Origin of the sequence: Amycolatopsis sp. SID8362, assembly GCF_010550475.1 — a bacterium.
GTDB classification, from domain to species: Bacteria; Actinomycetota; Actinomycetes; order Mycobacteriales; family Pseudonocardiaceae; genus Amycolatopsis; species Amycolatopsis eburnea.
On record NZ_JAAGNB010001108.1, the window covers coordinates 1 to 13522 of the forward strand.

Annotated in this window: 11 protein-coding genes and 2 rRNA genes; 10 read left to right on the forward strand and 3 right to left on the reverse strand. The window is 70.2% G+C overall.

Annotated elements, in window-relative coordinates; all coding sequences use genetic code 11:
* Together G3I65_RS34555 and rrf are read left to right on the forward strand one after the other, a co-directional pair.
* Positions 1-1171, forward strand: a 23S ribosomal RNA gene (locus tag G3I65_RS34555); the annotation flags it as partial.
* Between the two features lie 65 nt (positions 1172-1236).
* Positions 1237-1353, forward strand: a 5S ribosomal RNA gene (rrf, locus tag G3I65_RS34560).
* A gap of 51 nt (positions 1354-1404) precedes the next feature.
* Here rrf and G3I65_RS34565 read toward each other — a convergent pair.
* A complete protein-coding gene (locus G3I65_RS34565; protein ID WP_125311731.1) occupies positions 1405-1845 on the reverse strand; it encodes an Lrp/AsnC family transcriptional regulator in 441 nt (146 codons plus the stop codon).
* Positions 1846-1956: 111 nt separating this feature from the next.
* Between G3I65_RS34565 and G3I65_RS34570 the strand changes: the two genes are divergently transcribed.
* The 6 genes from G3I65_RS34570 to G3I65_RS34595 all read left to right on the forward strand — a co-directional run bounded on the left by G3I65_RS34570 (position 1957) and on the right by G3I65_RS34595 (position 8314).
* Entirely contained in the window at positions 1957-2391 is a 435-nt protein-coding gene (locus G3I65_RS34570; RefSeq protein WP_160699822.1) for a rhodanese-like domain-containing protein, read from the forward strand.
* Between the two features lie 15 nt (positions 2392-2406).
* Positions 2407-3156, forward strand: a complete 750-nt coding sequence (locus tag G3I65_RS34575) for a type 1 glutamine amidotransferase (protein ID WP_160699823.1) — start codon at positions 2407-2409, stop codon at positions 3154-3156.
* A 109-nt stretch (positions 3157-3265) separates the two neighbouring features.
* Positions 3266-4387: an inorganic phosphate transporter gene (locus G3I65_RS34580; protein ID WP_160699824.1), complete on the forward strand. Its 1122-nt coding sequence runs from the start codon at positions 3266-3268 to the stop codon at positions 4385-4387.
* A gap of 29 nt (positions 4388-4416) precedes the next feature.
* Complete coding sequence (locus G3I65_RS34585) at positions 4417-7392, forward strand: bifunctional [glutamine synthetase] adenylyltransferase/[glutamine synthetase]-adenylyl-L-tyrosine phosphorylase (RefSeq protein WP_163046802.1); 2976 nt, start codon at positions 4417-4419, stop codon at positions 7390-7392.
* Between the two features lie 14 nt (positions 7393-7406).
* On the forward strand, positions 7407-7832 hold the full coding sequence (locus G3I65_RS34590) for a thioesterase family protein (RefSeq protein WP_160699826.1): 426 nt from the start codon (positions 7407-7409) through the stop codon (positions 7830-7832).
* The gene (locus tag G3I65_RS34595) at positions 7829-8314 is read left to right on the forward strand and encodes a GNAT family N-acetyltransferase (protein ID WP_160699827.1); all 486 of its coding nucleotides are present in this window, start codon (positions 7829-7831) and stop codon (positions 8312-8314) included. The genes G3I65_RS34590 and G3I65_RS34595 overlap by 4 nt, the downstream gene beginning before the upstream one ends.
* 69 nt (positions 8315-8383) lie before the next feature.
* On the opposite strand, the gene glnA is transcribed toward G3I65_RS34595, so the two are convergent.
* A complete protein-coding gene (gene glnA / locus G3I65_RS34600) occupies positions 8384-9808 on the reverse strand; it encodes a type I glutamate--ammonia ligase (RefSeq protein WP_160699828.1) in 1425 nt (474 codons plus the stop codon).
* Between the two features lie 270 nt (positions 9809-10078).
* Between glnA and G3I65_RS34605 the strand changes: the two genes are divergently transcribed.
* Positions 10079-10468, forward strand: coding sequence for an RDD family protein (locus G3I65_RS34605; protein WP_125311804.1), 390 nt, complete (start codon positions 10079-10081; stop codon positions 10466-10468).
* 55 nt (positions 10469-10523) lie between these two features.
* Here G3I65_RS34605 and G3I65_RS34610 read toward each other — a convergent pair whose 3' ends face one another.
* On the reverse strand, positions 10524-11252 hold the full coding sequence (locus G3I65_RS34610) for a DUF4191 domain-containing protein (RefSeq protein ID WP_160699829.1): 729 nt from the start codon (positions 11250-11252) through the stop codon (positions 10524-10526).
* Between the two features lie 56 nt (positions 11253-11308).
* On the opposite strand from G3I65_RS34610, the gene G3I65_RS34615 reads away from it, so the two are divergent.
* Positions 11309-13408, forward strand: coding sequence for an ATP-dependent DNA helicase UvrD2 (locus G3I65_RS34615; RefSeq protein ID WP_166640950.1), 2100 nt, complete (start codon positions 11309-11311; stop codon positions 13406-13408).
* Positions 13409-13522: the final 114 nt, after the last annotated feature.

The window sequence follows — 13522 nt, forward strand, 5'->3', positions numbered from 1 at the left end:
GGCTAGGGGTGGGTGGCCGCAGAGACCAGCGGAAAGCGACTGTTTACTAAAAACACAGGTCCATGCGAAGTCGCAAGACGATGTATATGGACTGACGCCTGCCCGGTGCTGGAACGTTAAGAGGACCGGTTAGCCTTTCGGGGCGAAGCTGAGAATTTAAGCGCCAGTAAACGGCGGTGGTAACTATAACCATCCTAAGGTAGCGAAATTCCTTGTCGGGTAAGTTCCGACCTGCACGAATGGCGTAACGACTTTCCGGCTGTCTCAACCACAGGCCCGGCGAAATTGCACTACGAGTAAAGATGCTCGTTACGCGCGGCAGGACGGAAAGACCCCGGGACCTTTACTATAGTTTGGTATTGGTTTTCGGTTCGGCTTGTGTAGGATAGGTGGGAGACTGTGAAGCGGTGACGCTAGTTACTGTGGAGTCGTTGTTGAAATACCACTCTGGTCGAATTGGGAATCTGAACCTCGGGCCATGATCTGGTTCAGGGACAGTGCCTGATGGGTAGTTTAACTGGGGCGGTTGCCTCCTAAAGAGTAACGGAGGCGCCCAAAGGTTCCCTCAGCCTGGTTGGCAATCAGGTGTTGAGTGCAAGTGCACAAGGGAGCTTGACTGTGAGACAGACATGTCGAGCAGGGACGAAAGTCGGGACTAGTGATCCGGCACCTCCTGGTGGAAGGGGTGTCGCTCAACGGATAAAAGGTACCCCGGGGATAACAGGCTGATCTTGCCCAAGAGTCCATATCGACGGCATGGTTTGGCACCTCGATGTCGGCTCGTCGCATCCTGGGGCCGGAGTAGGTCCCAAGGGTTGGGCTGTTCGCCCATTAAAGCGGCACGCGAGCTGGGTTTAGAACGTCGTGAGACAGTTCGGTCCCTATCCGCCGCGCGCGTAGGATACTTGAGGAAGGCTGTCCCTAGTACGAGAGGACCGGGACGGACGAACCTCTGGTGTGCCAGTTGTTCTGCCAAGGGCATGGCTGGTTGGCCACGTTCGGAAGGGATAACCGCTGAAGGCATCTAAGCGGGAAGCCTGTTCCAAGATGAGGTATCCCACCCTTTGTGGGTTAAGGCTCCCAATAGACCATTGGGTTGATAGGCCAGATATGGAAGCACAGTAATGTGTTGTTGAGTTGACTGGTACTAATAGGCCGAGGACTTGTCTACGAAGATGTTGCGCATCCACTCTACGGTTCTGAAACACCACACCAGGGTGTGTTGTTTCGGAGTGTTTCGGTGGTTATAGCGTCAGGGAAACGCCCGGTCCCATTCCGAACCCGGAAGCTAAGCCTGACAGCGCCGATGGTACTGCAACCGAAGGGTTGTGGGAGAGTAGGACACCGCCGAACTTACTTGAGGAAGGCCCCGGTTGAGAACTTCGGTTCTCCCGGGGCCTTTCTTCATGCCCGCGTCACGGGCCGCCGGCGCAGGGGCGAGGACAGCACCAGCGACGTCGTCGTCTCCCCGTACCGCTGCACCCGCTCGACCAGTTCCTCCAGCTCGCCCGTGCTCCGGCACAGCACCCGCAGGATCCAGCACTCGTCGCCGGTGATGTGGTCCGCCGCGACGACCTGCGGCAGCGGCAGGATCGCCGTCCGAAACCGCGGGGTGTCCAGGCTCCGCACGCGGGCGCGCACCAGCGCCTCGATCGGCAGGCCCAGCTTCGTCGTGTCGATGTGCGCCGCGTAGCCGGTGATCACGCCGCGTTCCTCGAGCCGGCGCACCCGTTCCGTCACGGCCGAGCCCGACAGCGACACCCGGCGGCCCAGCTCCGAAAAGCTCAGCCTGCCGTCGGACTGGAGCAGCTCCAGCAGGTGCCAATCGACGTCGTCGAGGTCCACCGCGATACTCCCGGGTTCGTGCGGCCAGAACGCGGAAATCCCCGGCGCACCGGGGTTCCCGCCCCGATTCTCCCCTGTGCCCGCGCCCGCCGGACCAGCAGGATTCTCTTCATGACACGCACACTCGACGTCCCCGCCCCGGCGCCCGAACTCGCCACCGCCTACTTCGGCGCCGAGTTGGCCTTCGAGGTCGACCCCGACGACCTCGTCCGCGACCTCGAAGCCGGCCACACCGACGGCTACGTGATCGTCGAGACGCGCGCGCCCGAGGCGTTCGCCCAGGCGCGCATCCCCGGCGCCGTCAACCTGCCCTACCGCGACCTCACCGCCGAGAGCACGAAGCACCTCGACCGGGACGTCGTGTACGTCTGCTACTGCGAGAGCACCAACTGCAACGCCGCCACCAAAGGCGCGCTCAAACTGGCGCAGCTCGGGTTCCGGGTGAAGCGGCTCTCCGGCGGCATCACGAGCTGGATCGCGGCGGGCTACCCGGTGGAGGGTGCCGCCGAAGCCACCCCGGCCCCCGGGATCCGCTGCGCCTGCTGACCTACCCTGGGAACCGTGACACGACTGCTGATCATCCAGCCGGACTCGTCCGATCCGCTCGGTCCCCTCGGTGACTGGCTGACCGAAGCCGGCGCGGAACTCGACGTCCGGCTGCCGCCGCGGGACGAGCTGCCGGCGGACCTCGACGGCTACCGGGGGGTCGTCTGCCTCGGCGGCGGCATGGGCGCGGAGGACGACGCGAAGCACCCGTGGCTCGCCGAGGTGCGACGGCTGCTCTCCAAGGCGGCGACGAAGCAACTGCCCACGCTCGGGATCTGCCTCGGCGCGCAGCTGCTGACCGTCGCGACCGGTGGCCGCGTCGAGGCCGGGGCGGACGGGCCCGAGGTCGGTCCGCACCTCGTCGCCAAGAAGGACGCGGCGTGGACCGATCCGCTCTTCGCCGAGCTGCCGCTGATGCAGGACGTCCTGCAGTTCCACAGCGACGCGATCACCCGGCTCCCGCCCGGCGCCGAACTGCTCGCGTCCGCGCCGCGCTACGCGAACCAGGCCTTCCGGTTCGGCCGTTGTGTCTACGGCGTCCAGTTCCACATCGAGACGACACCCGCGGTCGTCGAGAGCTGGGCCGCGGAAAGCCCGCAGGAGGCGGAATTCGCTCGTCCGGGCTCACTCGACCACGACGCGCTGACCACGGTGCACACCGACATCGCCGAAACCTGGCGTCCGTTCGCGCAGCGGTTCGTCCGGTTGGCCGCCGGTGACCTCGAACCCGCCGCCGAGAGTCAGCGCACGTTACCGCTGGCTTAACGGCGGATGTCACAAACAGCTACGGCCTTTTAACGCCAGGCGTCACCCGTCAGGTACCTTGCGGGAAGAGTCCCCACAAGGGCGTTCGGAGGTCGGGGTGGAGCCCTCGTTGCTGGTCGTGATCGTCGTCGTCACGGCCCTGGTATTCGATTTCACGAACGGGTTCCACGACACCGCGAACTCGATGGCGACGTCGATCGCCACCGGTGCGCTCCGGCCGCGGGTGGCCGTCGCGATCTCCGCGGTGCTGAACCTGGTCGGCGCGTTCCTGTCGGTGGAGGTCGCCAAGACGATCTCCAGCGGCCTGGTCGACGATACGAAGATCGGCCCGTCGATCGTCTTCGGCGGGCTGATCGGCGCGATCGTCTGGAACCTCGTGACGTGGTTCGTCGGGCTGCCGTCGAGTTCGTCGCACGCGCTGTTCGGCGGCCTGATCGGCGCCACCTGGGTTTCCGCCGGGGCCGACTCGGTCCACTTCGGAAAGATCGTCGAGAAGGTCCTCGTGCCGGCGGCGGCGAGCCCGGTGATCGCCGGCCTCGTCGCGATGGTCGCGACCTACCTGGTCTACCGGTTCCTGGTCCGGGGCCGTCCGGCCACGCGCGGGTTCAAGGTCGGCCAGATCGTCTCGGCGTCGCTCGTCTCGCTCGCGCACGGCACCAACGACGCGCAGAAGACGATGGGCGTCATCACGCTCACGCTCGTCAGCGCCGGCAGCCTCCCGTCGGGGGCGTCCCCGCCGGTGTGGGTGATCGTCAGCGCCGCGTGCGCCCTCGCGGCCGGCACCTACCTCGGCGGCTGGCGCATCACCCACACCCTCGGCAAGGGCCTGACCGACATCGAGGGCCCGCAGGGCTTCGCCGCCCAGACGAGCTCGGCGCTGGTCATCCTGATCTCCTCGCGCCTGGGCTTCCCGCTGTCGACGACGCACGTGTGCTCGGGCGGCATCGTCGGCTCCGGCGTCGGACGGCGGGAAGCGCCGGTCCGGTGGCGGATGGCGGGCCGGATGGTCGTCGCGTGGCTGTTCACGCTGCCCGCGGCCGCGATCGTCGGGGCGATCTCCGGCAAGATCGCCTCGCTCGGCAACGCGGGCACGATCTCCGTCGGCGTCGTCGGGCTCGGGGTGGGCATCGGCATCTACGTCCTCTCGCGGCGCAACCCCGTCGGCGCGCACAGCTTCCAGGTGCCGGAGCCGACGCCCGCCGAGACCGAACCGGGCCGCCTGGCCGCCTGAGCCGGCTTCCCCGGCTACGGTGGTCGGTGATGGCAGACCGCGCGCGAACGACCGCTTCGGCGGCGAGGTACGGCTTCACGGATCCCCGTGCCGAGGGCCAGTTGCGCGCGGCAGGCTGGTGGGACGACGCCGGCCCGGTCGCGTCGGCCGCCGACGTGCTCGCCGCGCTGTCCCGCACCGCCGACCCGGACCTCGCGCTGCGCGGCCTGGACCGCATCCGCGAAGCCGACGACGCCGAGTGGACCCGGCTCGAAGACCGGCTGCGCGCCCACCGGACGTTCCGCGGCCGGCTTCTCGGCGTGCTGGGCACGTCGAGCGCGCTCGCCGACTTCCTCGCCGCGAACCCGGACCAGTGGCACGCGCTCACCGGCGACAAGTGCACCGATTCCGCCTGCTACCGCGAAGCCCTGCGCACGGCGCTGCTGCGTGACGACGGCTCGGTGCTGACCGGGCTCGAAGCCGAGCAGGCCCTCAAGGTCGGCTACCGCGGCCAGCTGCTCGGCATCGCCGCCGCCGACCTCGGCCACCTCGTCGAGGCCGGGCTCGAGCACCCGCGCTACGCCGAGGTCGCGGCCCAGCTGACCGAGCTCGCGGAGGCCGCCCTGGCCGCCGGGCTGGTGGTCGCCGAGGCCGAAATCGGGAAGCCCGCCGAGGGCACGCTCGCCGTGATCGCCATGGGCAAGTGCGGTGGCCGGGAGCTCAACTACGTCAGCGACGTCGACGTCATCTTCGTCGGCGAAGGCGATCTCGGCGTCGCGACCCGGCTGGCGAGCACGATGATGCGCGTCGTCGGCAAGGCGTGCTTCGAGGTCGACGCGGCGCTGCGCCCGGAAGGCAAGGCGGGCGCGCTGGTCCGCACCGTCGAAAGCCATCACGGCTACTACCAGAAGTGGGCCAAGACCTGGGAGTTCCAGGCGCTGCTCAAGGCGCGCCCGGTGGCCGGCGACGCCGAACTCGGCCGCCAGTACGCGGAGATGGTCGCGCCGCTCGTGTGGTCCGCGGCCGACCGGGACAACTTCGTCGGCGAGGTGCAGCAGATGCGCCGCCGCGTCGAGGGGCACGTGCCGTCCGAGCACGCCGAGCGCGAGCTGAAGCTCGGCCGTGGTGGCCTGCGCGACGTCGAGTTCGCCGTCCAGCTGCTGCAGCTCGTGCACGGCCGGATCGACGCGGACCTGCGCTCGCCGTCCACGATGGACGCGCTCGCGGCGCTCGGCGAAGGCGGTTACGTCGGCCGCCAGGACGCCGCCGAGCTGGGCGCGTCGTACGAGTTCCTGCGGATGCTCGAACACCGCCTGCAGCTGCGGCGGCTGCGCCGGACGCACCTGTTCCCGGCGGCGTCGGACACCGACGAGCTGCGGATCCTCGCCCGCGCCAGCGGCATCAAGCCGGCCGGCGGCAAGAGCCCCGGCGACGCGCTGCTCGCGGAGTTCCGGCGGCAGGGCCAGAGCATCCGGCGCCTGCACGAGAAGATCTTCTACCGGCCGCTGCTGCAGTCGGTCGCGAACGTGCCGACCGAGGCGCTGCGCCTGACCACCAAGCAGGCCGCCAGCCGGCTCGCCGCGCTCGGCTACACCGCGCCCGACGGGGCGCTGCAGCACATCAAGGCCCTCACCGCGGGGGTCTCGCGCCGCGCCGCGATCCAGCAGGCGCTGCTGCCGGTGCTGCTCGACCTCCTCGCCGACACGCCCGATCCCGACGGCGGCCTGCTGTCGTACCGCAAGGTGTCGGAGGCGCTCCAGGACACGCCGTGGTACCTGCGGGTGCTGCGGGACGAGGGCACGGTCGTCGAGAACCTGGCGCTGCTGCTGGGAACGTCACGGCTGGTGCCGGACCTGCTGGTCCGCGCCCCGGAGGTGCTGCGCCTGCTCGGCGACCCGGCCCGGCTGCTCGGCCGCGCGCCCGCCGAGGTCGCGACGTCGCTGCGGGCCACCGTCCGCCGTCAGCCCGGGGTGAACGCCGCCGTGGCCGCGGCGCGCTCGCTGCGCCGCCACGAAATGCTGCGCGTCGCCTGCGCGGACCTGCTCGGGCTGCTCGACGTCCCCGCGGTCTGCGAGGCGCTCTCCAGCGTCTGGGTGGCCGTGCTGCAGGGCGCGCTGGCCGCGGCGTTCCGCCAGCGCCAGGCCGAACTGGGCAAGACCCCGGCGCGCATCGCCGTCATCGGGATGGGCCGCCTCGGCGGCGCCGAACTCGGCTACGGCTCCGACGCCGACGTCCTCTTCGTGTGCGAGCCGTCCGAAGGGGTCTCGGACGCCGACGCGGTGAAGTTCGCGTCGTCGGTGGCGGAGAGCGTCCGCAAGATGCTCGGCGCGCCGAGCCCGGACCCGGCCCTGGTCGTCGACGCCGACCTGCGGCCCGAGGGCCGGAGCGGGCCGCTGGTGCGCACGCTGGAGTCGTACCGCGCGTACTACGCCCGCTGGGGCGAGGTGTGGGAAGCGCAGGCGCTGCTGCGCGCCCGGTTCGTCGCCGGCGACGACGAGCTCGGCGCGCGGTTCATCGCGCTGATCGACCCGATCCGCTACCCCGAAAACGGCCTGGACGCGACGCAGGCGCGAGAGATCCGCCGCATCAAGGCGCGCGTGGAGACCGAGCGGATGCCCCGCGGCGCGGACCCGACGCGCCACACGAAACTCGGCCGGGGCGGCCTCGCCGACGTCGAGTGGACGGTCCAGCTCCTCCAGCTCCAGCACGCGCACGAGGTGCCGGGCCTGCGCACGACGTCGACGCTGGACGCGCTGGCGGTGCTGCCGGAGGCGGGCCTGGCGGAGGAGTCCGAGGCGGAGTCGCTGCGCGAGGCGTGGCTGCTGGCGACCCGGGTCCGCAACGCGGGGATGCTGGTCCGCGGCAAGGCGGTCGACGAGGTCCCTGGCTCGGGCCGCGACCTGACGGCGGTGGCCAGCGTGCTCGGCCACCCGGCGACCGACGACCCCGGCGGGTTCCTCGACACCTACCGCCGCATCACGCGGCGGGCGCACACCGTGGTGGAGCACCTCTTCTACGAGGCCTGACCTACAGTGGGCCGGTGACCGATCGCGAGCCGTTCCGGACCCGGATCAAGGTCCGGCACTACGAGCTGGACACCCTGGGCCACCTCAACCACGCCGTCTACCACTCCTACGGCGAGGTCTCCCGCTTGGAGCTGCTGGAGAAGGCGGGCGCGCTCAAGGGGCTGCCCGGCGTGGCGTCCGTGCTGCTGGAGACGCACGTGGTGTTCCGCCGCGAACTGCGCGCGGGCGACGAGGTCGACGTGACGTGCGACGTCAAGTTCGGCAGCGGCAAGACGTTCAAGATGGATTCGAACATCTACAAGCTCGACGGCACGCTGGCGGCGGAGATCAGCTGCACCCTGGGCCTGATGGACCTGGAGCTCCGCAAGCTCGTCCCGGACCCGCGCGGCCGCTTCGAGGCCGCGGGCGCGGACCTGCGCGTGCTGTCGACCGCCGAATGATCCGTCCGGCGACCGCGGCCGACTGGCCGTCGATCTGGCCGATCATCGAGGACGTCGTCACGGCGCGGGAGACGTTCGCGTACGACCCGGCACTCACGTCGGAAGAAGCCCGGCGCATGTGGCTCCTGCCGTCCCCGGCCCGCACGGTGGTCTTCGCCGACGGCGCCGAGGTGCTGGGCACGGCGAACATGTACGCCAACCGCCCAGGCCCGGGCAGCCACGTGGCGTCCGGCAGCCTGATGGTCGCGGCGTCGGCCCGCGGCCGCGGGGTGGGCCGCGCCCTGACGACGGACCTGATCGCGTGGGCCCGCGAGTCGGGCTTCGCGGCGATCCAGTTCAACGCGGTGGTGGACACGAACAACGCGGCGGTCTCGCTGTACGAGAGCCTCGGCTTCACGACACTGGGCGTGGCCCCGGGCGCGTTCCGCCACCCGTCCCACGGCGACGTGGGTCTCCGCATCATGTGGCTCGACCTGCGCTGACACGAGAAACGCCGGCGGCGAGGGCTCTTCGCTCCTCGCCGCCGGCGTGACCTTGGCCGGGTTACCGGATCACACGTCGTAGTACAGGCTGAACTCGTACGGGTGCGGGCGCAGGCGCAGCGGGTCGATCTCGTTCTCGCGCTTGTACGAGATCCACGTCTCGATCACGTCCGGCGTGAAGACGCCGCCCTCGAGCAGGTAGTCGTGGTCGGCTTCCAGCGTGTCGAGGACCGTGCCGAGGTCGCCCGGGACGAGCTTGACGTCCTTGGCCTCCTCCGGCGGGAGCTCGTAGAGGTCCTTGTCGATGGGCTCCGGCGGCTCGATCTTGTTCTTGATGCCGTCGAGGCCGGCCATCATCATCGCCGAGAACGCCAGGTACGGGTTGCCCGAGGAGTCCGGGCAGCGGAACTCGGCGCGCTTGGCCTTCGGGTTGTTGCCCGTGATCGGGATGCGGACGCAGGCCGAGCGGTTGCGCTGCGAGTAGACCAGCGAAACCGGGGCCTCGAAGCCCGGGACCAGGCGGTGGTAGGAGTTCACCGTCGGGTTCGTGAAGGCCAGCAGGCTCGGGGCGTGCTTGAGCAGGCCGCCGATGTAGTGGCGCGCGGTGTCCGACAGGCCGGCGTAGCCCGACTCGTCGTGGAACAGCGGCTGGCCGTCCTTCCACAGCGACTGGTGGCAGTGCATGCCCGAGCCGTTGTCGCCGGCGAGGGGCTTCGGCATGAACGTCGCCGTCTTGCCCGCCGCGAACACCGTGTTCTTCACGATGTACTTGAACAGCTGCAGGTCGTCGGCCGCGTGCAGCAGCGTGTTGAACTTGTAGTTGATCTCGGTCTGGCCGGCGGTGCCCACCTCGTGGTGCGCGCGCTCGATCTCGAAACCGATGTTCGTCAGGTTGCGGACGATGTCGTCGCGCAGGTCGGCGAAGTGGTCGACCGGCGGGACGGGGAAGTAGCCGCCCTTGAACTTCGTCTTGTAACCCTGGTTGCCGCCCACCTCGTCGGCGCCGGTGTTCCACCAGCCCTCGACCGAGTCGATCTCGTGGAAGGAGGCGTGCTCGGCCGAGTCGAAGCGGATCGAGTCGAAGATGTAGAACTCGGCTTCGGGACCGAAGTACACGTTGTCGGCGACGCCGTACTCGGAGATGTACTGCTCGGCCTTGCGCGCGATGTTGCGCGGGTCACGGCTGTACGCCTCGCGGGTGAACGGGTCGTGCACGAAGAAGTTGAGCGCGAGCGTCTTCGCCTTGCGGAACGGGTCGATCCGCGCGGTGGCCGCGTCCGGCAGGAGCAGCATGTCGGACTCGTGGATGGACTGGAAGCCGCGCACCGAGGAGCCGTCGAACGCGAGACCCTCTTCGAAGGCCTCTTCGGTGAAGGCCTTCGCGGGGACCGTGAAGTGCTGCATCACGCCGGGCAGGTCGCAGAACTGGACGTCGATGACCTCGACGTCCTGGTCGGCGATGAGGCGCTGGATGTCGTCTGGAGTAGTGGGCACCCTCGGTGACTCCTTCTCGTTCGAGCTCGTACGGCAGTGCTCTCTTCGGCTCACGCTAAAAGCGCGGTGTTGCCCGACCGTCACCCGTATGTTTCGCCGGTGTTAACGGGTGGGTGGATACCGGCTATCCGACCAGGGCGAACGTGGTCCGCGCCACCGGCATACCCTGGACGGGTGGCGAGATGGACCGGTGAATGGCTGCCCGGCACCGGCGAGGGCGGGCAGGCCGAGGCTCGAGATGGCTCCCGGTGGCCGGGTGAGAAGTTCGGTTTGCCCGAATCGGGCGTCGGCTCGGCGGCGACCGGGGGCGCGCGGCTGCTCGGGCTGATCATCGACCTCGTGGTCGCGGCCCTGGTCACGGCCATCTTCCTGCACCCGAGCCTGCAGGACCCGGCCGCGATGCAGGTGTTCAACCTCTGGTCCGGCGGGGTGTGGGCGATCATCTCCGTCGTGTCGGCCGGCTTCTTCGGCTTCACCCCCGGCATGGGCGTCGTCGGCATCCGCGTCGCCCGGCTCGACGGCGCCGCGCTGGTCGGCCCGCCGCGCGCGCTGGTGCGGGCGGTGCTGACGTTCTTCATCATCCCGGCGGCGGTCCGCAACGCCGACGGCCGCAGCTGGCTGGACCGGCTGACCGGCACCGTCGTCGTCCGGCTGCGCTGAGCTCGTGAAAAAGGCCCCCGTCCGGCTCGGACGGGGGCCGTTTTCGTACGCGGGGTCAGCGGCGGCGGATCGTCCGCTGGACGTTGCGCATCTTCGCGCCGGCCGGCATTGGGCCCTTCGGCATCGCCGCGCCGCGGTTGCCGAGGGCGGCGAGCTTCGCCTCGAGGGCGTCGACCTGGGCGGGCTTGAGGTTGCGCGGCAGCTTCATCAGGTAGCCCTGGAGCTTCTTCAGCGGGACCTGCTTGTCCTCGTGCCCGATGATCACGTCGTAGATCGGCGTCTCGCCGACCAGGCGGGAGACGCGCTTCTTCTCCTGGGCGAGGAGCGTCTTCACGCGGTGCGGCGCGCCCTCGGCGACCAGTACCACGCCCGGGCCGCCCAGCACGCGGTGCACCGCGTCGAGCTGGGTCGTCGCCGCGACGGTCGGCGTCACCTTCCACTTGCCGCGGAGGTTCTCCAGCGCCCACGCCGCGGCGCCGGGCTGGCCGTCGGCCTTCGAGTAGACCGTCTTCTGCACGCGCCGGCCGAAGATGACCATGGCGAGCAGGGCGCCGAGCACGATGCCCAGCGGCAGCAGCACCCACTGCGAGTCGAAGAAGAACCCGATCCCGAACAGGACGCCCGCGACGACGACGATCGAGCCCGCCATCCACGGGATGAGCCACGGGTCTTCCTTGCGCTGCATCTTGAAGGCCTCGAAGAGCTGGCCACGGCGTGCCTTGCTCGCCGCGCGCTTCTCCTTCTTGGCCTGCTTGGCCGCTTCCTTGTCCTGCTGTCCCGCCATATGACCAGGATACGGCCGCGTGCCCCTGCCCCGATTCCCCGTCCCCCTCTGCGAGGATGCGGGGCGTGACTGGCGTACTCTCCCCGAAGGGCCATTCCCGCCTGCTCGACGGCCTCGACCCCGAGCAGCGAGCCGCCGCCAGCGCCCCGCGCGGGCCCGTCTGCGTGCTCGCCGGAGCCGGTACGGGCAAGACCCGCACGATCACCCACCGGATCGCCCACCTGGTCAGGTCCGGGCACGTTTCCGCAGGTCAGGTGCTCGCCGTCACGTTCACGACGCGGGCCGCGGGCGAGATGCGGACCCGGCTGCGCGGCCTGGGCGTCGACGCGGCGCAGGCGCTGACCTTCCACGCCGCCGCCCGCCGCCAGCTCCGCTACTTCTGGCCGCGCGTGGTCGGCGACCGGCCGTGGGACCTGATGGAGAACAAGCTGCGGTTCGTCGGCCAGGCCGCGAACCGGGCGAAGCTCGGCACCGAAGTCGAGGTCCTGCGCGACCTGGCGAGCGAGATCGAGTGGGCGAAGGCGTCGCTGGTCAGCCCGGACGACTACCCGGCCGTCACCGCGCGCGCCCAGCGCGACATCCCGGCGCCCGCCGCGCAGATCGCCGAGGTCTACCGGACGTACGAGGAGCTGAAGAACGCGGCGCAGGTGCTCGACTTCGACGACCTCCTGCTGCACACGACGGCGGTGCTGGAGGAGCACGGCGTCGTCGCCGAGGAGTTCCGCGACCGCTACCGCTGCTTCGTCGTCGACGAGTACCAGGACGTGACGCCGCTGCAGCAGCGCCTGCTCGACGCGTGGCTCGGCGGCCGCGACGACCTGACCGTCGTCGGCGACGCCAACCAGACCATCTACTCCTTCGGCGGCGCGTCGCCGCGGTCGCTGCTGGAGTTCACGCGGCGCTACCCGGAGGCGACGGTCGTCCGGCTGGAGCGCGACTACCGGTCGACGCCCGAGGTCGTCGCGCTGGCGAACCGCGTGATCGGCGCGGCGAGGGGCCGCCCGGCGGGCTCGCGGCTGAAGCTGATCGGCCAGCGCCCGGCGGGCCCGGAGCCGCGCTTCGCCGAGTTCGACGACGAAGCGGTCGAGGCCGAGGCCGTCGCGCGGCGCATCCGCGAGCTGCTGGACGGCGGCGTCACGGCGAGCGAGATCGCGATCCTGTACCGCGTGAATGCCCAGTCCGAGGCGTACGAGTCCGCGCTGGCCGACGCCGGCATCCCGTACCTGGTCCGCGGCGGCGAGCGCTTCTTCAACCGCACCGAGGTCCGCCAGGCGATGTCGGCCCTGCGCGCGGCGAGCGGCGACGTCAGCTCCGACCTGGTCACGACTGTCCGTTCGGTGCTCGCCCGCGTCGGCCTCACCGAGTCCCCACCCGCCGGCGGCGCGGCGAAGGAGCGCTGGGACGCGCTCCTCGCGATCGTCGAGCTGGCCGAAGAGCTCGCGTCGACGGTCGCGGACGCGGACCTGCCCCGCTTCTGCGCGGAACTCGACCAGCGCGCGGCGGCCCAGCACCCCCCGACGGTCGAGGGCGTCACGCTGGCGTCCCTGCACGCGGCGAAGGGCCTGGAGTGGGACGCGGTGTTCCTCGTGGGCCTGGCCGAGGGCACGATGCCGATCCTCCACGCGGGCGACGACGAAGCCTCGATCGAGGAGGAGCGCCGCCTGTTCTACGTCGGCGTGACGCGAGCCCGCGAGCACCTGTGGCTGTCGTGGGCGCTGGCCCGGACCCCGGGAGCGCGCCGCAACCGCCGCCGCAGCCGCTTCCTGTACGGCCTGATCCCGGAGGACCACCCGGCCGCCCGCGTGGCCAGGGCCCAGCAGAAGCCGATGGCGTCGAACCCGGTGAAGACCCGCTGCCGTGTCTGCGGCGGCCCCCTCCTGGAGACCCTCGACATCAAGCTGGGCCGCTGCGGCCGCTGCCCGTCCACAGTGGACGAGGGCCTGCTGGAGCGCCTGAAGTCCTGGCGTGGTGATCGGGCCCGGGAGCTGAAGGTGCCGGCGTTCGTCGTGTTCACCGACGCGACGTTGATGGCGATCGCCGAGCAGCGCCCGCTCGACGAGGCGGCGTTGGTGACGATCTCCGGCATCGGAGCGACGAAGCTCGAGCGGTTCGGCGCGGAGATCCTCGGGGTGGTACGGGCTTCGACGGACTCCTGAGCGGCACGGGCTCGGTAGACGCCGCGGGGGCCGGGCGTTGACGGGCTCGCGCGGTCTGAAGTGCGCGGCTGGCCTGGCGTGGCGGCCCGGCCCGGCGTGCGCGGCTCGCCCAGA

Excerpts from the sequence above, each read along its gene's own strand:
- G3I65_RS34570 (WP_160699822.1), top strand. The coding sequence starts at position 1,957 with ATGACACGCACACTCGACGTCCCCGCCCCGGCGCCCGAACTCGCCACC.
- G3I65_RS34585 (WP_163046802.1), top strand. The coding sequence starts at position 4,417 with ATGGCAGACCGCGCGCGAACGACCGCTTCGGCGGCGAGGTACGGCTTC.
- G3I65_RS34595 (WP_160699827.1), top strand. The coding sequence starts at position 7,829 with ATGATCCGTCCGGCGACCGCGGCCGACTGGCCGTCGATCTGGCCGATC.
- G3I65_RS34610 (WP_160699829.1), bottom strand. The coding sequence starts at position 11,252 with ATGGCGGGACAGCAGGACAAGGAAGCGGCCAAGCAGGCCAAGAAGGAG.
- G3I65_RS34615 (WP_166640950.1), top strand. The coding sequence starts at position 11,309 with ATGCGGGGCGTGACTGGCGTACTCTCCCCGAAGGGCCATTCCCGCCTG.